This window comes from Actinomyces sp. 432 (assembly GCF_009930875.1).
Taxonomy (GTDB): Bacteria; Actinomycetota; Actinomycetes; order Actinomycetales; family Actinomycetaceae; genus Actinomyces.
In genome coordinates, this window is sequence record NZ_CP025249.1 from 2,582,622 (window position 1) to 2,600,809 (window position 18,188).

An 18,188-nucleotide genomic window follows, 5' to 3' on the forward strand; every position below is an offset into this window, starting at 1 on the left:
GCAGCCCGGCTCAGTCCTCCTCCCAGAGGCGCCAGGTGAAGGTGTGGGACTGGCCCACAGCCAGAGTGATCAGGTCCTGCCCGGTGTTGAAGGCGTTGGGCGGGCACGTCATGGGCTCGACGGCCACGCCCCGGCGCCCCAGGTGCTCACCGCTGTAGACCTGCACCCAGGGGGCGGCGGCACTCATGACCACGCTGCGCTCCCCCTCGCCGCCGGTCAGTCGCACCTGCCAGGCACCGGTGGGCAGGCCGGTGTAGGCGTTGTCGGTGGCGGTGGCCCCCACCAGGCGCCCGGTGCGCCAGTCCGAGTCGGTGCCGGTCACGTCCCGCTCCCCTGCGGGCGCCATGTGGGCGTCGACGTCGAGCACGCGCTCGGCGGGCACCTGCAGCACGCACTCGTCCAGCGGGACCGAGCGGGTCAGGTAGGGGTGGCAGGAGACCCCGTAGGGGGCGGGCGCCGGGGTGCCGTCCTCAATTGGGGCGCCGACCACGCCGACGGTCTGGGAGACTGCGGCGCTGGCATTGGTGGCGGTGGTGGTGACGGTTAGGCCGGTGCGCGTGTCCAGCGCGTAGCGGACGGTGATGTCCAGGCTCCAGGGGTAGGCGTAAGAGGCGGGCAGGCTCAGGGCGAGCGTGACGGCGGTAGGGGCCGTCCCGCCGTCCGCGGCATCGTCAGTGTCCGTCTCGGTTATGGCGAAGTTCGCCCAGCCGACCAGGCCGTGCAGGGCGGCCCCGGTCTCCGGCTCGTTGCAGGGCACCAGGTAGTCCACGCCGCGGTAGGTGTAGCGGGCGTCGGCAATGCGGTTGGGCCAGGGGACGAGGGTCTTGCCCTGCCAGGCCCCGGGCAGGGCGGTTTCGGCATCGAAGGGGATGACCAGGTCTCGGCCCTGGCGGCGCAGGTGGACCAGGGTCGCCCCCGAGGCGGCAATCCGGGCCTCGTAGTCGCCCGCGCGCAGGTCGATGAGCTCTCCGTTGAGCGAAGGGTATTGCATGGTTGCTTCCGTAACTCTCGTGGGGCCGCCGCCCCGTATTGCTTCCCGGTGGTCCGTAGGTTAGCCGACGCCGTCACACGCTCCCAGCTGGATCAAGGCGCCCGCTTACTGTCCTGTATTCAGATGGCGGCCGCCCGCCCCTGAAAGCCGGGCCGCAGCGCCGTGAGCACACCGAAGCCCCCCCCAATCACGCCTCTACCCAGCCAACGGCCTTGCCGACTCCCGGGCTGAAGGGGCGTGGCGCGCGTGGAGTCCGGTTCCTGCTGGCTCCTACGCGATGCACGCGGCCGACGTGATGCGCCGCCGAGGGCCACAATTCGGCCTACGGCACAAAGATTGGTACGTCTTGACCCCGGCTTTTCCGCATGACGTCGTTGAAAGTTGGTGGCTGGAGCGGCCTTGAGGGGTGTCGGTGGCGATCTCGGGCCCTAAAGCGGCGGCGCCTACTACGCGGCTTCCCCGCCTGCAACGCCACTTCGGGGTTAACAACGCCTGTTAACGGCCTGCTGAAGGGCTGCAAGGTATACAGCAGGCCGTTAAGTGGCGTTGTTAACGCCCAACCGGCGTAGCAGACCGCCCGGGCGGGGTCGGCGGCGGGTCGGGCCGACCCGCCGCCGACCATTCAGAGGAGCTCAGGCGAGCTCGACCGCCAGCCAGGAGGCGGGCGGCAGCGTGGTGGTGAGCACGCCGTCGGCCAGCGTCACCTCGTGGGGGACGGGGCGGACGCGGTCGGGGTCGTCGGCGGTGTTGACGGCGTCGAGGTCGTCGGGGGCGATGATCTGAGCTTGCGTAACGCGGCTCGCGCCCAGGGCCCCCAGCGCGGCGGTGACGTCCACCGAATCGGTCAGTGAGCGGTTCAGGGCCAGCAGCGAGCCGGTGGAGGTCTCCTCTTCCCAGGTGACCACCGCGTCGACGGTGTCGACCTCACCGAAGCGCTCGGTGCCGGTGACTGGGCTGGCGACGACGGCGTCATAGGCCTGGCCGCGGGCGATCCGGGAGGCGATGGCGAAGGGGTGGAAGGTGGTCTGCCGCCAGGCGCGTCCGCCCTTCTCGGTCATGATCGGGGCGATCACGTTGACCAGCTGCGCCATCGAGGCGGCCTTGACCCGGTCGGCGTGACGCAGCAGGGAGATGAGCAGGCCGCCGACCACCAGGGCGTCGGCACCGGTGTAGACGTCCTCGATGCGGGGAGCGGCCTCCGGCCAGTCGTCGGCGGCGAAGCCGTGCTCGACGGAGTTCCAGGCTCTCAGGCGCCAGACGTTCCACTCGTCCACACTGACCATGATCTTCTTGCTCGAGCGGTGCTTGGCGCCGACGGCGTCGGCGGTAGCAATGACCCCGTCAATGAAGCGGTCCAGGTCCACGCCGGCGGCGAGGAAGCTGGCCCGGTCCTGGGCATCGGGATCGACGTAGCGGTGCAGGCTGATGTAGTCGACCTCGTCGTAGGCCAGGTCGAGGATGGTGCGCTCCCAGTCGCCGAAGGTGGGCATCTCCCAGCCGGAGGAGCCGCAGGCCACCAGCTCCAGGTCCTGGTCCACCATGTGCATGGCGCGGGCCGTGGACAGGGCCAAGTAGGCGTAGTCCGCCGCATTCTTGTGGCCCACCTGCCAGGGGCCGTCCATCTCGTTGCCCAGGCACCACATGCGCACGTTGTAAGGGTCCTCGTGCCCGTTGGCGCGGCGCAGGTTGGCGTACTGGGTGTCCGCCTGGCCGTTGACGTAGTCCAGCAGGTTGACGGCGTCGGCCTCCCCGCGGGTGCCGAGGTTGATGGCCATCATCGGCTCAATGCCGGCCTGGTCGCACCAGGTCATGAACTGGTCGGTGCCGAAGGTGTTGGGCTCGGTGGTGTGCCAGGCCAGCTCCAGCCGCCGGGGCCGGTCCTGGATGGGGCCGACACCGTCCTCCCAGCGGTAGTTGGACACGAAGTTGCCGCCGGGGTAGCGCACGGTGGTGACACCGAGTTCGCGCACCAGCTCCATGACGTCCTGGCGCAGGCCGTTGGCGTCGGCGGTCGGGTGGTCGGGCTCGAAGATGCCGGTGTAGACGCAGCGCCCCATGTGCTCCACGAAGGAGCCGTACATGCGGGGCGAGATACGGCCGATAGGGCGGTCGGCGTCGACCGAGATGCGTGCTGCCAAGGGAATCTCTCCTTTGAGTCGGTTGGGCCGCGCCTCCGGCGGGCGGTGCCGGAGGCGCTTGCGTTGCCACCATCGTGTCCCGATACTTCAACGTTGTCAACCTCCGCTACTGCGCCTCTAAGAACGAGATCCCACCCACGTTCCACCGCCATAACCGCATTTTTCAGAACCGCCAACGAAACAAAGGCGAACGGCAGCACTTGACATCGTTGAACGTGCGCTACCGCATAGTTGGAGGCGGTATCTGTATGCTGCCGCGCATGGCCGCCACACTGCTCGACGTCGCCGCCCTCGCGGGCGTCTCGCCGAAGACTGTCTCGCGGGTGGTCAACGGCGAGCCGGGGGTATCCCCACCACGCGCGAGCGCGTGCTCGCGGCTGTAGCACGTACCAGCTACTGCCCGAACGCCTCCGCCCGTTCGCTGCGCACCGGACACTCCAACACGATTGGCCTTGCGGTGCCGGAACTGAACCAGCCCTTCTTCGCCGAGATCGCCGACCGCATTGCCGCCGAGGCCCGCCGCCACGACCTGGCCGTGGTGCTGGGAGTCACCGGCGAGCGCGGTCAGTGGGAGGCGAGATTTCTGGCCGACCACCCCGATCTCGACGGCACCATCATGTACTGGCAGGGAATGGCGCCGGAGGAGGTCACCGAGGCCGCTTCCCGCTATCGGCTGGTGCTGCTCGGGGAAAGGCACCACGACGTCGTCGATCGCGTCGCCATGGACAATGACTGCGGTGTCGGCCTGGTTGTCTCGCATCTGCGGGCCCTGGGGCGTAAGCACATAGCCGCCCTCGGCGTGGCCTCCGAGGGCGAGTGGACGCATGCGGCCGCACTGACCCGCACCGCGGCCCTACGCGCGGCGCTGTCACAGCACGGGCTCGAACTGGAAGAACGGCTGCTGGTCACCTCCTCCGAGTGGCGCCCCATCGACGGCGCCAACGCGGTGCGCGTGCTGCTGGACCGCGGCATCGGCTTCGATGCGGTGATCGCCTTCAACGACGCACTCGCGCTCGGCGCACTGCACGAACTCGCGGCGTCCGGGATACGCATACCGCAGGACGTGGCCGTGACCGGTATCGACAATCTGGAGCTGTCGCGCTACACCTCCCCGTCGCTGACAACCGTCTCCCCCTCTCTGGGCGCCTACGCCGCCGACGCCGTCTCACTGCTGCGGCGGCGCATTGCCGCACCGGACGCCCCCGCGCGCACCGTCATTGAGGACGTAGTGCTTTTGGCACGTGATTCCACCGTCGGGGGTGAGGCACCGTGGCCGCGCGCGTGACCATGAGCGACGTCGCCCGCCGCGCGGGCGTGTCCGCTAAGACCGTCTCCAATGTGCTGCGAGGGGCGCCGGGGGCCTCGCCCGAAACGCGCCAACGCGTACTTGAGGCGGTCACGGCGCTGGGCTACCGGCTCAATCCGAGCGCCTCGGCGCTGCGCAGCGGGCGCCGCGGGCGCATCACCTTGGCCATACCCACCCTGCAGCAGCCGTTGTACGCCGCGCTGGCGCAGGGGCTGATGCGGGCAGCCGCTCACACGTCGGTGGTCCTGGAGCTCACCCAGGGTGAGGCGGACCGGGAGCAGGAGATTCTGGCTGGGTCGTGGGCGAAGCGGTCCGACGCCGCCGTACTCGTGCCGCGGGGCGTGGACCCGGCGTCACTAGCGTGCGGGGAAGTGGCTCAGACGAAGTCGCCCCTGGTACTCATCGCCGATTCCGGCCCGCCGGACTTGCCGCGCGTATCCTGCCCGCCTGAGGCACAGGTGAAGCTGGTTGCGGCGCACCTGCGCGCATTGGGGCGGCTCCGCCCGGCGGTGGTCGGCGTAGCCGAGGCCGCCGACCACTGGACCGGCGCCTGCGTGCAGGGCCTGCGGGAGTCAGGGCTGCGCGTCGACGACGACGCCGTAATCCGGGTGGGTGTCCCCGACGGAATGCTCGGCGGGGTCGAGGCGGTAGCGCGGCTGGCTCACGCCGCTCTCCCCGTGAATGCCGTGGTCTGTCACAACGACGCCCTTGCGGCGGGCGCCGTCAGCGCGCTGAGGCGGCGAGGTGTGCAGGTGCCGGCGGAGGTGGTTGTGGTCGGCCGGGGGAACACCGACGCCGCCGCCTTCGCCACTCCGACGCTCACCAGCGTGGACCTGGACCTGCCGGCCATGGCCGAGGGTGCGCTAACGCTGCTCGGTATCGGGCCTGCGGGGGGCCGCCGTGAGGAATCGCTCCCACCCCACCTTACGCAGGCGCGGCTGGTGACCACCACCCCGGCGCTTTCGGCGCGTGGTTCCACGGTCGACGGCGCCGGGGCGGGCCCGGAGCGGCTGGGTTAGCCCCAGGCCGCGAATCGATCAGCTCAGCCCTGAGTCAGGCGGTAGTAGACCTGGTTGCCCCGCAGCTCCTGCACGAAGCCACGTGTGGTGGTGGCGGAGTCGATGAGGGCCAGCTCCATCCGGGCGATCTCGGCCAGGTCCTGCCACATCTCCAGGGTGGTGGCCGTGGTCATGACCGTGTGGTGGGCGGCGCCGGCCTGCATCCAGCACTCGGTGGAAGTGTAGAAGTCGGGGGCCGGCTCCCATACGGCGCGGGCCACGGGCAGCTTGGGCAGCGGCTCGTCGGAGCCGACGATCTTGACAACATTGGCGGTCAGGCGGAAGCGCTCGCGCATGTCGGACATGGCGACCACTAGGCCGGCGCCGGTGTCGGCGTCGAAGACCAGGCGCACAGGGTCCTCACGGTTCCCGATACCGAGCGGGTGGATCTCCAGGCGCGGCTTGGACTCGGTGAGCGAGGGGCAGACCTCGAGCATGTGGGCGCCGAGGATCTTCTCCTTACCGGGCGTCATCTCGTAGCAGTAGTCCTCCATCAGGGAGGCGCCGCCGGGCAGGCCGTAGCCCATGACCTTGGCGGCACGCACGAGCAGGGCCGTCTTCCAGTCGCCCTCGGCGCCGAAGCCGTAGCCGTCTGCCATGAGCCGCTGGACGGCCAGGCCCGGCAGCTGCCGCAGCCCGCCGAGGTCCTCGAAGTTGGTGGTGAAGGCGGTGGCACCGCGCTCCTGGAGGAAGCGGCGCATGCCGGCCTCGATGCGCGCGCCGTAGCGCAGGGACTCGTGGCGCTCGCCGCCGGGGCGCAGCTCCTCGACGACGTCGTAGGCGTCCAGGTATTCCTCGATCAGGGCGTCGATCTCCGCCTCGGTGACGGCGTCGACGACCTCGACCAGGTCGTTGACGCCCCAGGTGTTCACGCTGGCGCCTAGGCGCAGCTCGGCCTCGGTCTTGTCGCCCTCGGTGACGGCGACGTTGCGCATATTGTCGCCGAAGCGGACCAGGCGGGTGTGGTGCAGGGCGTCCCATCCGGCGGCGGCGCGCGCCCAGGTGCCGATCTTGACCTGGGTGTCCGCCTGGGTGGCGTGGCCGACGACGACCTTGCGGGGCTGGCTCAAGCGAGTCAGGATGTAGCCGAACTCGCGGTCGCCGTGGGCGGCCTGGTTGAGGTTCATGTAGTCCATGTCGATGGTGGACCAGGGCAGGGACTGCGAGTACTGGGTGTGCAGTTGGACCAGGGGCTTGGACAACGCGTCGATGCCGCCGATCCACATCTTGGCCGGGGAGAAGGTGTGCATCCAGGCGATCACGCCGATGCAGGCGTCGTCGGCATTGGCGGCGAGCATGGCGGCGCGGATGGCATCGCGGTCCTTCAGGACCGGCTTCCAGACGATACGCACCGGGATGGCGTCGGCGGCGTCGAGCCAGGCGGCGACCTGCCGGGACTGGTCGGCGACCTGCGCGAGGGTCTCCTCGCCGTACAGGTCCTGGCTCCCGGTGAGGAACCAGATCTCCTTGCCGTCGAACGGACTGGGCAGAGCAGTCATGAGTTATTCTCCTTTGAATTATGAATTTTGGATGTTGAATTCAGCTGATTGCTGGGGACCGGACTTGGTCAGTGCTGGCCGTAGACGTTCTGGTAGCGGTCGTTGAGCCGGTCGATCAGCTCCGGCTCAATCGGCACCATCTCACCCCCCTGACGCGCAATATGCACCGTACGCGCCACCTCCTCGCACATCGCCGCAGCCTTCACCGCGGCCCGCGCATCCCGCCCGATCGTGAACGGACCATGATTCGCCATCAACACCGCCGGAGACCGCGACCCCGCGAGAGTCTCCACAATCCCCCGACCAATCGAGTCATCCCCAATCAGAGCAAACGGACCCACCGGAATCTCACCCCCAAACTCATCCGCCATCATCGTCAGCACACACGGCACCGGCTCCCGCCGCGCCGCCCAAGCCGTCGCATACGTCGAATGCGTATGCACCACCCCGCCCACCTGGTCCATGTGCCGGTACACATACGCATGCGCCGCCGTATCCGACGACGGCACCAACCCCTCCGGCGTACCATCCACAATCTTGTCCCCATCCAGGGTGCACACCACCATGTTGTCCGCACACAGCTCCTCATACGCCACCCCAGACGGCTTAATCACGAACAAGTCCGTCCGCTCCACAGTCCCGTCCGGCCGGGTCACCACCACCCGCTCAGACACGTTCCCAGCCGTCCACACCACCAGCCCCACCGAATCAGCTCCCCATGCAAACGCGCCACCCGCTCACGCGCATCAGCCACCGCCCCACGCACACCATCATCCAAATCAGCCAGCACAATCCGCTCGGTCATATCAGCCACGTTCTTCCCCCAGTTCGGTTTCTCGTGTGTCTTGTGGGCGGCAGTCAGGCTCGGCACCGTTGCCGCGAGGTGTCTTCCCGCCCCACGCGCACCACGGCGGTCAGTGGGGCACGTAGGCGAAGGGACCGGCCGCGGCGGTGGCCGCAGCACGGCACCACCAATAGTGAACGTTCACATCGATGCTGTCAAGGTGCTCTTCCGGCCGCGCATGGCACCCGGCGGCGCATGGCAGCCGGCGGCGCATGGCAGCCGGCAGCAGCTGCCGCTCACGCCACCGCCCGCCACCGGCTAAATGTCGATCTGGTCGTGCACCGCCACGTTAATCAGTTCGACGCGCCCATCGGGCAGTCGCCAGAAGTGCAGCCTCCGCGCCGACGGGGTGTTCACCTGCACGGCCACGCGGAAGGCCACGGCCCCGTCTGCCCGCGTACGCGCCTGCCCACTGTGGGTGTTCAGGCGCAACCGGTGCAGCTGACGCGAAGGTATGTCCTTGACCCGACCAGTGAGCACCTCGACCACAACCCTCAGCACGCGCTCGTGATCCACGCCCTCAAGCGCATCCACGGAGCCGATGAAACCGGGACCCACGATGTAGTCGGCCGGGAGGGCCACTGCGCCTTGTCCTGCGGAGGAGTCAGCTGCGCCCAGGCCAAGTAGATCTCATGGCGGAGCTGGTCCTCCGGCTCCAGGAACAGCGGCTCGGCGCGCGCGGAATCCTCCCTGCGCCCGGTCTCATCCCGCGCCGCGTCGCGCTCAGACCTGCGCTGGGCGAGTCTGCGCGAGGCGCTGCGGTGCTGCGCCATGGAGTGCTGAAGCCGCTCCGTGAGCTGCGCCACCTCGCGCGTGGCCTCACGGTAGAGCTGGCTGGTCAGGGACAGCTCCATACGCAAGTGGTCGGTCTGCTCACGCTCCTGATCCAGTCGTTCGGCGAGCCGCGCCAGGCGCTCGCGCGCATCGGCCAGGCTGCGCTCCAGCTCGATGATCCGGCGTCCGCGGGCGTCACCCTCCGCCACCCCGCCCACGCCGAGGGGAGAGGGCACTACGGTTACACCGCGGTCGGCCCGGTCCTCAGCGGCGACGTCGTTGCGCGAAGCCGCCGCGGGTGACTCAGCAGCTCCGGGCCGCGGCTCAGGCGCGGGCATACCGTCCGCGCCCCCAGACACCAGGTCGGCCCCCTCCCAGGCCGCCTCTCCCGCCTCCTCCAGCCACGGGGGACCCCCGGGAAGCAGACTGGGGGCCGGGCGTACCGGCTCGTCGTCGTCGACGTCATCCATGGACAGTGAGAGCCCGCCGGCGGTGGAGTCCACGCGGGCGCGTACCACCGCACCGATCCAGAACAGGTCATCCAGACTGTCGAACGGATTCGCAGTCACGCTCATCTTGGGAATCCGCACGGTCACCTGCGGGTAGGGCTCCACCACCAGCTCATCAGGAGTCATGGCCGCAACCCGGACCAGGATCACCTCGCCCGCCTCCAGCCCGTCCAGCGCCTGTCCCGCTGAGCGCAGGCTCGCCGAGACATCGAGGTATCCGGTAGTCGCATCATGCCTGCCCTCCACCTGCTGGCCGGCGGCAACCAACTGGCCCACGGTCACGTTCAGGGCGGGCACCGACTCCTCCGGGGAGATCATGGCCAGCGGCGAGTTCTCCTGCGCGCCTTCGACTAGTGCGCGGGACGGCGGCACGAGCATCCTCACCGTGCCCTTGAAGCTCTGCGTCGCCTGCGGCCGTTGCCCACGCGGCAGTATCCGGGCCAGCTCCCCGATCAGGCCGTCGGTCGCCCGCCGCCCGGACTCCGGATCCGTGGCCAGGAACAGCCGCGACCGGCTCCAGTCCGTGGCCCAGGCGAGGTCCGGGGAGTACATGCGGCCCGCCCCGCCGTAAACCTGCGTGTACTCCGGCATCGCGTCGGCAAAGGCATACGACGTGCGCCCGGTCTCCAGCAAGTAGACGGGCACGAGGCCACGCCCGTAGTGAGCCAGTGCGTCGGCATCGATCCAGGGGGCCTCGCTGCCCAGCGGCGTGGACACCACCACGACGGGCGCCTCCCGGCCGGCACCCAGCAGGAGCTGTGCGAGCTCGCGGGCCTCGTCCGGAGTCGCCACCCGCACCGGCTCCGGCGGACGCGGCTGCTCCGGTTCTACTGCCGTCACGGGGTGTCCGGCATTGGAGCGCTTGTCCTTCCGTCGCCGTCTGACCACAACTACCTCCTGGGGTGGGTCCGTTAAGCCGAAACCTTCAGGGCCGAGCACAGGCCAGTCTTCCACGCCTAGCTGCTCGCAACGCCCTCACGGCCCCCGCCCTGCGGCGAGTTGCCGGAGAGCTCCCCCAAATCCGTTGCGGCGCGTGGGCGTGTCTGGTCCCGCAAGACGACTATATTTCGAAATGGGGATCACTCCGGCTTGGGCGGTTCCTGCCGAAGCCGGGGCTACTCCTGTACGTTGCCGATTCGACCACTCCCTGGAGGTCAGCATGGCACGACTCGAGGACTCCGCGGCGCCGCTCAAGGACGCCATGGGCAACGCCCTGCTCGAGCTCATGCAAGAAAAACCGCTGAAGAAGATCAGCGCCAGCGATATTGCCACCCGCGCCGGACTGGGGCGGGTCACCTATTTCCGCCACTTCTCCTCCAAGGAGGAGGTACTGGCCTACAAGTACCAGACGGCCTGGACAGACTTCGCCGCCCACCACTGGTATGACGAGACGGATGACCGCGCCAACGCGATAGCCCTGTTCCGGTTCTGCTTGCGGATGCGGCAGGTCAACGAGCTCCTTTACGCCGCGGGGCAGCACAACGTTCTACTGGCAACAGTGCTTGACGCGCTCGGCAGCGATGCACCGAGCCGCAAGGCCGAACCGGGAGGCGGCGAGGTGCCCAGCGCCGACTCCCGCGCACTAAACGCGCATCACTTCAAGGCTTACGGCCTGTTCGGCCTCATTGACACGTGGATACGCGGCGGCTACCACCAGTCGCCGGAGGACATGGCCGCCGAGTACGTCAGCTACCTCAGTCCTGAGATCGAGTCCCTGGGGGCACGCGGAGGTGGGCGCCGGACGGGTGGCCGGGCGGCGCGGATGCGCCGTCTCCAGCGTATCCGCGAGGAGGCGGCCCGGCAGGATCCGCGGCGGTACATCATCGACGACACTCCTTGACGGACGACGGCCCCCACCACCATGGCTCCGCGACAGGCGACAGCCCCCCATCACCGCAGCTCCTTGACAGAATGAATCCATTCAATATCTAATGGACCGACCGGTCGGAACCCCGTGAAGGTACCGTGCGCGTTCAGCGTCCGGGCATCAATGCAAAGGAGCCACATGTCCACCACCGCCGACCCCCGCCTGGAGGAGCCCACGCGGCCGGGCACCTCCGCCAAGTATCTGGGCGGGCGCCCGTACTACCAGTACTTGATCTCATTCGTCATCGCGGGCGTCTTCCTGTACGCCTGCTACTCGGCGCTAGCGGCGATCCTGCTGCCCAACACCGTGCAGACGATCGAGTTTCGGCAGTACTTCTCCGGCACCACCGTCACCAGCCTGGACCAGCTCACCGAGCTGACGAACCTGGCCAATGACGTCAGCGCCGGAACCGCGACTCCCACCGCCGAGCAGGCGCATCTACTGGACCTGCTGAAGCAGTACGAGGCCGCACGCGCGTCCTCCATTTCCAACATGATGATCGTCGGCTCGTTCTTCACGCTGTTCGCCCAGCCGATCGTCGGTGTCCTCTCCGACCGCTGGCGCTCCCGCTGGGGCCGGCGCGCCTTCTGGATCGTGGCCGGCGCCGTCGCCGGGGCCGCCTTCATGATCGGCCTGCGCTACTCCACCACGGTACTCATGCTCACCGTCTTCTGGACCACCGCGCAGGTCTCCCTGAACTTCATGCAGGGGCCACTGTCCACGACAGTAGCGGACCGAATTCCCGCCGAAAAGACCGGCACGGTCTCCGGCCTGTCCGGAATCGGCATGATGGCAGGCTTCACCGGCGGATCCGTGGTGGCCGGCGTGCTCATGAACTCCATTGGCCTGGACGCCTACTTCGTGTTCGCAGTCGCCGTGGTAGTGGGTGCCCTCATCTTCGTGACCTTCGCCAAGGACCGCCCCTCCAAGGACCTGGAGCTGCGCCAGTTCGACTGGCTCGCCTTCCTCAAGGGCTTCTTCGTCCCACTGTTTGACCATGACTTCCGCTGGGTGTGGATCGCCCGCTTCATGATGTTCTTCGGCTACACGGCCGTGACCAACTACAACCTGTACATCATCCAGTCGCACCTGCGCCCCGCCCACACCGCAGCCGAGGCCAACACCATCGTGGCCACCTTGTCGCTCGCCGCCCTGCCGGTGCAGCTGCTCATGCTGGCCTTCGCCGGCAAGCTGTCCGACAAGGCCAAGCGGCGCAAGCCCTTCGTCATCGGCGCCTCGTTGGTCATCGCCCTGGACATGCTGGTTCCCCTGCTGGTCCCAACGCTGCCCATGTACTACTTCTTCTACATCCTGCTGGCCGGGGCCTACGGCATGTACATGGCGGTGGACGTGGCCCTGTTCATCGACGTCCTGCCCGACCCCGACACCGCAGGCAGGGACCTGGGCGTAGCCAACGTGGCCTCCAACATCGGCCAGATGCTGGCGCCCTTCGTCGCCGGCCAGCTGGTCGCGCGCACCGGCGGCTACTCGGCCATCTTCATCACGGCGGTAATCGCCGTCGGCGTCAGTGCCGTGGCCATCATCCCGGTCCGGAAGGTCAAGTAGCACCACCGAGCCCCAGCGGCGGCATCGGTACCGGCTGGTCCGATGCCGCCGCTGTCCTCATCCAACGCTCACAACCTCACTCAAAGGAGCGAGACATGACCACCGCCGCTCGATCCTGGGAGTACGGCTCCTCCCCCTGGCTCACCGACGCCGATCGGCTCCCCGGCGTTGCCCCGCGCACTCGCGTCATCATCGACAACGACTTCGCCGGCGACCCCGACGACCTCTTCGCCCTGGCCCACCACCTGCTGGCTGAGGGCACCGAGGTGCGCGGCGTCGTCGTCTCCCGGCTGCGCGAGGATGATCCCTGGAACCGCACCGACTCCTCCGTGCGCGCCGGCCGCGAGCGCGTTGAGACACTGCTGGCGACCATGGGGGTGACCGGCGTCGACCTGTACGACGGCGACGACCGCGGCTTCGACGTCTACGACGGCCCCACCGCCGCATCCCAATTCATCGTCGCCGAGGCCATGCGCGACGACGACCGCTCACTGTTCCTCGTGGCCGGCGGCTCTCTGGGAGACGTCGCACGCGCGCTCAAGGCTGAACCGGCCATCGCTGCGCGCCTGACCCTCATCTGGATCGGCGGCGGGGAGCATCCCGGACTGGCATACGTGCCCGAGGGCGGCACGGACATGGAGTACAACCTGGCGCTCGACCCCGCGAGCGCACGCTACGTCTTCAATGACACCGAGGCCCGCATCTGGCAGGTCCCGCGCGATGTCTATCGGTCGGCCACCGTCTCCATGGCGACTATCCGGCGCGGCTGCGCCCGCGCTGGCGCGCTTGGCGCCTACCTGCTGGGTGAGCTGAACCAGGTGCGTGCAATGGTCGCGGGCATGGCGCACCCCGGGGCGACCTATGTGCTCGGCGATCAGCCGCTGGTGCTGCTGTCCTCACTGCAAACCACCTTCGAGCCCGACGCAGCGTCCTCCTACTACGACGTTATCCCCACGCCCCGTATCGCACAGGATGGCACTTACCGCTACCCGCAGAACACCCGGCCGATGCGCCGCTACCAGCGCATCGACAACCGGCTCCTGTTCGACGACATGTTCGACTCCCTGGCCGCTCTGACCGACTGGCTGGAAAGCTGACGACGCGTAGAAGCTGGCCAGTCCGCCTGCGGGGCGCACCGCGGCAGCATCGTCAACCCCTACGGGTCGAACCGCTCGGGCGCTGCAAGGACCTACTTAGTGGTTCTCTCGGTTTGGGGTGTGTGGCCTGCGTGCGCCGCACGGGTGCGCGCCGCACGCTCAGTCCCGGCACGCTTCCACAGAAACGGCGTAATCACGCGGAAAGCACACCACCCGAAAAACAGCCCAACCAGCTCCAGCGTGCGGCAACCCCAGCGGCGCACGCTGGAGCCAACCAACCCCCACCAGCCAAAAACCAAGAACACCGAAATACCAGGCAAAACCCGCCAACCGGCCAGAGCGCCAAAACAACTGAGCGTGCGCCACACCCAAGACCACCCGGGTCGGCTCTCCGTATTTGCGAGCCCGCAGTCCGGGCCAGGACTGCGGTGTGGCGCATGGTGGTCTATTCGAGCCGATAAAGGACGTCTTCGCCGCGCCGAGGTCGTTGTGGGGCTGGGGATGGAACGCCAATACGGCGCCCGCTCAGGACAGCCGGTCTCCCGGGCCGGCCGCAGGCCGTCGTACCGCACGCCTGAGCCGCGCGACCGTAGTGGGGCGGGAGTGCCCCGACAGCAGTTCCGTACCATCGGGGAGCGTGAGCAGCCTGGTCTCCAGGCTCGCCCGGAGCTTGGCCGCGTCTCCCGTAGGGAAGATGGTCAAACCGGGGCCGCCCTCGTAGACCGTGTCGCCCACTAGCGCGAAGCCGGCCTGTTCGCAGTAGAAGGCGCAGGAGTCATCGGTGTGCCCGGGAACGTGCAGGACCTCAAGTTCGACGTTCGAGCCCTCCCCCAGGGTCAGGCGGTCGCCGTGCTGGAACTTCTCCACGCCGCGCACCCGCAGCGGCGCGCCGTGGCTGGCGGAGAGGTTCAGGTACGGGTCGGTCAGGTAGCGCTCGGACTCCGCATGCGCCAGCACGGGGATCCCCCAGGCGGCGCGCAGCTCCTCCACGGCCCCAATGTGGTCGAAGTGGCCGTGCGTGAGCACGATGGCCTCTACGGTCCAATCGTGCCCGCGCACGGCTCGCAGGAACAGGTCCGCCTGGGCGCCGGGGTCGATGAGGAAGGCATGTCCAGTCTCCTCGTCGACGACGAAGTAGCCGTAGGTGGCGAACACCCGCGGGCCAGAAGCGGGCGAACCTGAACTCCCATTAGATCGCGCACCCGTCCGGGCCGCAGGCCCCGCCCTCGGCGGCGCCCTCCGCTAGCGCCGCGTCGCGCGCGTTTGTGAGCACGCGGGCCATTTCCTGCGTGGGCTGGCAGCCGGAAATCACGTACTTGCCGTCCACCACGAAGAACGGCACGGCGTTCACGCCCATGGAGTGCGCCTCGCGCTCATCGGCACGCACGGCGTCGGCGTACTCGTCGCTTGACAGCACGCGCTCGACGTCGGCCTCCGGCAGGCCCGCCTGCGCGGCTAGGCGCCGCAGTACGGCGTGGTCGGACATGACCTCGTTGTCCACGAAGTAGGCGTGGAAGCAGAGTTCCTCGAAGCGGGTATTGCCCAGCGCGTGAGCCAACTTGGTCAGCCGGTGCGCATCGAGCATGTTGGTGTTGAGCGTGGTGGCGTAGTTGAAGTCGATGCCCTCAGCCCGTCCCATGGCGCTGATGGAGTCGATGCGCTGGCGCGCGGCTGCCCGGGTCAGGCGGTACTTCCTGGCGAAGCGGTCGAGTGTGGGGCCCTGCACCTCGCGGGGCGCGTCCGGGTACAGCTCGAAGGCCTTCATCTCCACCTCGACGTCGTCGGCCAGGCCGAGCGACTCGATCGCCTTGTGCAGGCGGGTCTCGCCGACGTAGCAGTACGGGCAGGCGAAGTCCGACCAGTAGGTCACCTTCATGTCTTCCTCCTCGGGGTTGTGGGCACCGGCGCGCTGTGTGCGGCCCGCGTATCTGCAACCACTCTCGCCCACCTCCTCCGAGTTCGCTAGTACTATCTTTTTCTGTAGTACTAGCGTGGACGGGTAGACAAGGAGGCGAGGGTTGTGGCGCAAGCCCCGAAGATCGAGTGGTGTCCTGCGATCACGTCCTTGCAGGCGGTAATCGGCGGCAAGTGGAAGATCGAGATCCTCTTCTACGTGGCCCTGGCCGAGGTCCGGCACTTCGGCCAGCTGAAGCGGTGCCTGCATGGCGTGTCGGACTCCACACTGTCCAAGCAACTGCGAGAGCTGGTTGCGGACGACTTTCTGGAGCGCATCGACTACGGCGAGGTACCGCCCCGCGTGGAGTACCGGCTGACCCGCCGCGGCGAGAGCTTCAAGCCACTCATCCAGGCCATGTGGGACTGGAGCGAGGCCGAGTTCGAGTTCTCCCGGGCCGAGGCCGCGCAGATGCGCTCTGCCCGCGACGAGCTGGGGATTCCCCAGGTGCGGTGAGGCGCCTCAGCCGCGCGGCACCCGCACGACGACGGCGTCGCTTGCGCCGAGCGAGCCAGCACCTGCCAGCACGCTCCCGCCGAGTATCCCGGCAACGTCGGCAGCAGGCCCGAGGTCGCGGCATCCGCGGTTAGTCAGCGTCCAGTAGTCCGCGGCCTCCCCGCGGCGGACGGAGGCAATCACCTGCCCGCGCAGGAGCTCGGGCAAGTCCGCCTCAATGCCGGCAGCCGCCAGCAGTTCGGCGGCCAAGTCCGCCAGCTCATCACCCTCCAGACGTGTGGACACGTACGCTGCGGAGCCCTTCCCCACCGCGCGCCGCGTAACGGCGGGGGTGCCCGCCTCGACGCCGCGGGCCCGCTCGTAATGGCGCAGCACCGTGACGTCGGGAGCGGTGACCTCCACCCGTTCGGTCCACATGCGGCCTGTGCCTCCGCCTGAGAGCACTGCGGCGTCGTCGTCGAGCAACGGAGCGAACTCCTCCACGCGGATGCCCAGCAGCTCGCGCAAAGCGCCGGGGTAGCCGCCGGCGATGACGTGATCGTGCTCGTCCACGGTCCCGGAGAAGTAGGTCGTCACCAGGTGGCTGCCGCCGGCAACCGCGGCGCGCAGGCGCTCTGCCAGCTCGGCGGGCATGACGTGCAGCAGCGGGGCGATGATCAGCTCGTAGCCCTCAAGGTCGCTGCGCGTGGTGATGACGTCGACGCGGACTCCCGCAGCCACCAGGGCCCGGTACCAGTCCAGGGCCTGGCCGCGGTAGTCCAGGCGCGTGTGCGGCAGGAACTCCTGCGTCAGTGACCACCAGGACTCGTAGTCGAACAAGACGGCGGCGCGTGCGGGCAGCGCCGGGCTCCCCGCCACTTCGGCCAGCTCTTCGAGGGTACGTCCCAGGGCGACGACGTCGCGGAACAGGCGCGAGTCCTCCCCGGCGTGCGGGAGCAGGGCGGCGTGATACTTCTCTGCGCCTGCGCGCGAGGCCCGCCACTGGAAGAAGCAGATGGCGTCGGCGCCGTGGCCGAGGTGCGTCAGCGAGTCGCGCATCAGCTCCCCGGGAAGCTTGGGCGGGTTGACGGGACGCCAGTTGACCGCCGCCGTCGAGTGCTCCATGAGCCACCAGGGTCTCCCGCCGGCGATAGCGGAGGTGAGCGAGGCGGAGAAGGCGAGCTCATCGATGCCACCGGGCCGGGGGTCCAGGTAGTGGTCATTGGAGACGAAGTCGACGTCCTCGGCCCAACTCGGGTAATCCAGGGCGGCGGTGTCGCCCATGACCATGAAGTTGGTGGTGATGGGAATGCCTGGAGTGATTGCGCGCAGTACCGCACTTTCGGCACGCAGGTAGTCGCGCAGCGCGTCTGAGGAGAAGCGGCGGAAGTCGAGCAGCTGGCTGGGGTTCGGTTCGGAGGCGGCCAGGCGGGGTGGGAGGATCTCCTCCCACCGGTGGTAGGTCTGCGACCAGAAGGCCGTCCCCCAGGCGTCATTGAGCGCTTCCAGGGTGGCGTAGCGCTCACGCAGCCAGGCCCGGAAGGCGGCCGCGGCATCCTCGGAGTAGTCGTAGGCGTTGTGGCAGCCGAGCTCGTTGCTCACGTGCCAGGCGGCCAGTGCGGGGTGCGTGCCGTAACGCTCCGCCATGCGGCGCGTCAGCTCCAGGGCGTAGCGGCGGAATACGGGCGAGGTGGGGCGCCACTGCTGCCTGCCTCCGGGCCACAGCGTCTCGCCCGTGCGGGTGACCGGCAGTACCTCGGGGTGCTTGGTGGTGAGCCAGGCGGGCGGGGAGGCGGTGGAGGTGGCCAGGTCGACGTCGATGCCGGCCTGCGCCAGCAGGTCCATGATCCGGTCCAGCCAGTCGAAGTCCCAGGTGTCCTCGCTCGGTTGTAGGTGGGCCCAGGAGAACACCGGCAGGGTGACGACCGTGACACCCGCCCGCCGCATGAGGGCGATGTCCTCCGCCCAGGTGCTTTCGGGCCACTGATCGGGGTTGTAGTCGGCGCCGAAGTGGATGGCAGAGCCCTCGCGGCGCGGGTGCCGGGGGAAGCCGGGGCGGCTGGCGGTACTTTTCATCATGCCCTGTCTGCTAGCGGGTCGTGAGCCGGTCGGTTTTAAGTGCGCGGCGACGCGCCGGGAATGCGGCCTGG

15 protein-coding genes and 1 pseudogene are annotated in these 18,188 nt (G+C 68.6%); 7 read left to right on the forward strand and 9 right to left on the reverse strand.

Annotation, left to right across the window (positions count from 1 at the left end):
* Positions 1–10 precede the first annotated feature (10 nt).
* Together CWT12_RS10830 and arfA are read right to left on the reverse strand one after the other, a co-directional pair.
* Positions 11–991 carry an aldose-1-epimerase gene (locus CWT12_RS10830; protein ID WP_161924803.1) on the reverse strand — a complete coding sequence of 327 codons (981 nt, stop codon included), beginning with the start codon at positions 989–991 and terminating at the stop codon, positions 11–13.
* A gap of 632 nt (positions 992–1,623) precedes the next feature.
* Positions 1,624–3,129, reverse strand: a complete 1,506-nt coding sequence (gene arfA, locus CWT12_RS10835) for an arabinosylfuranosidase ArfA (protein WP_237564158.1) — start codon at positions 3,127–3,129, stop codon at positions 1,624–1,626.
* Between the two features lie 260 nt (positions 3,130–3,389).
* Between arfA and CWT12_RS14750 the strand changes: the two genes are divergently transcribed.
* The 3 genes from CWT12_RS14750 to CWT12_RS10850 are packed head-to-tail and all read left to right on the forward strand — an operon-like array spanning position 3,390 to position 5,454.
* Complete coding sequence (locus CWT12_RS14750) at positions 3,390–3,512, forward strand: LacI family DNA-binding transcriptional regulator (protein ID WP_442862562.1); 123 nt, start codon at positions 3,390–3,392, stop codon at positions 3,510–3,512.
* Complete coding sequence (locus tag CWT12_RS10845) at positions 3,497–4,414, forward strand: LacI family DNA-binding transcriptional regulator (protein WP_161924805.1); 918 nt, start codon at positions 3,497–3,499, stop codon at positions 4,412–4,414. Before CWT12_RS14750 ends, CWT12_RS10845 begins: the two co-directional genes overlap by 16 nt.
* Positions 4,399–5,454 carry a LacI family DNA-binding transcriptional regulator gene (locus CWT12_RS10850; RefSeq protein ID WP_161924806.1) on the forward strand — a complete coding sequence of 352 codons (1,056 nt, stop codon included), beginning with the start codon at positions 4,399–4,401 and terminating at the stop codon, positions 5,452–5,454. The genes CWT12_RS10845 and CWT12_RS10850 overlap by 16 nt, the downstream gene beginning before the upstream one ends.
* 23 nt (positions 5,455–5,477) lie before the next feature.
* Here CWT12_RS10850 and araA read toward each other — a convergent pair whose 3' ends face one another.
* The 4 genes and pseudogenes from araA to CWT12_RS10870 form a co-directional block, all read right to left on the reverse strand.
* A complete protein-coding gene (gene araA / locus CWT12_RS10855) occupies positions 5,478–6,992 on the reverse strand; it encodes an L-arabinose isomerase (protein ID WP_237564159.1) in 1,515 nt (504 codons plus the stop codon).
* A 68-nt stretch (positions 6,993–7,060) separates the two neighbouring features.
* A pseudogene (locus CWT12_RS10860) lies at positions 7,061–7,797 on the reverse strand (L-ribulose-5-phosphate 4-epimerase).
* A 297-nt stretch (positions 7,798–8,094) separates the two neighbouring features.
* Positions 8,095–8,352, reverse strand: a complete 258-nt coding sequence (locus CWT12_RS10865; protein ID WP_161924807.1) for a hypothetical protein — start codon at positions 8,350–8,352, stop codon at positions 8,095–8,097.
* Positions 8,331–9,959 (reverse strand): hypothetical protein, encoded by a 1,629-nt coding sequence (locus tag CWT12_RS10870; protein WP_161924808.1) that lies wholly within the window; start codon positions 9,957–9,959, stop codon positions 8,331–8,333. Before CWT12_RS10870 ends, CWT12_RS10865 begins: the two co-directional genes overlap by 22 nt.
* Before the next feature lie 319 nt (positions 9,960–10,278).
* Here CWT12_RS10870 and CWT12_RS10875 point away from each other — a divergent pair, with 319 nt between their 5' ends.
* The 3 genes from CWT12_RS10875 (at position 10,279) to CWT12_RS10885 (ending at position 13,649) form a co-directional block, all read left to right on the forward strand.
* Positions 10,279–10,959 carry a TetR/AcrR family transcriptional regulator gene (locus tag CWT12_RS10875; RefSeq protein WP_161924809.1) on the forward strand — a complete coding sequence of 227 codons (681 nt, stop codon included), beginning with the start codon at positions 10,279–10,281 and terminating at the stop codon, positions 10,957–10,959.
* Between the two features lie 165 nt (positions 10,960–11,124).
* Positions 11,125–12,552, forward strand: coding sequence for an MFS transporter (locus CWT12_RS10880; protein ID WP_161924810.1), 1,428 nt, complete (start codon positions 11,125–11,127; stop codon positions 12,550–12,552).
* 95 nt (positions 12,553–12,647) lie between these two features.
* A complete protein-coding gene (locus CWT12_RS10885; protein WP_161924811.1) occupies positions 12,648–13,649 on the forward strand; it encodes a nucleoside hydrolase in 1,002 nt (333 codons plus the stop codon).
* 525 nt (positions 13,650–14,174) lie between these two features.
* Here CWT12_RS10885 and CWT12_RS10890 read toward each other — a convergent pair.
* Both CWT12_RS10890 and CWT12_RS10895 read right to left on the reverse strand, forming a co-directional pair.
* A complete protein-coding gene (locus CWT12_RS10890) occupies positions 14,175–14,804 on the reverse strand; it encodes an MBL fold metallo-hydrolase (protein ID WP_161924812.1) in 630 nt (209 codons plus the stop codon).
* Between the two features lie 34 nt (positions 14,805–14,838).
* Positions 14,839–15,525, reverse strand: coding sequence for a DsbA family oxidoreductase (locus CWT12_RS10895; protein ID WP_161924813.1), 687 nt, complete (start codon positions 15,523–15,525; stop codon positions 14,839–14,841).
* 144 nt (positions 15,526–15,669) lie between these two features.
* Here CWT12_RS10895 and CWT12_RS10900 point away from each other — a divergent pair, with 144 nt between their 5' ends.
* Positions 15,670–16,059, forward strand: coding sequence for a winged helix-turn-helix transcriptional regulator (locus CWT12_RS10900; protein WP_161924814.1), 390 nt, complete (start codon positions 15,670–15,672; stop codon positions 16,057–16,059).
* Between the two features lie 6 nt (positions 16,060–16,065).
* Here CWT12_RS10900 and CWT12_RS10905 read toward each other — a convergent pair whose 3' ends face one another.
* Positions 16,066–18,117 (reverse strand): beta-galactosidase, encoded by a 2,052-nt coding sequence (locus CWT12_RS10905; protein ID WP_237564160.1) that lies wholly within the window; start codon positions 18,115–18,117, stop codon positions 16,066–16,068.
* Between the last annotated feature and the right edge of the window lie 71 nt (positions 18,118–18,188).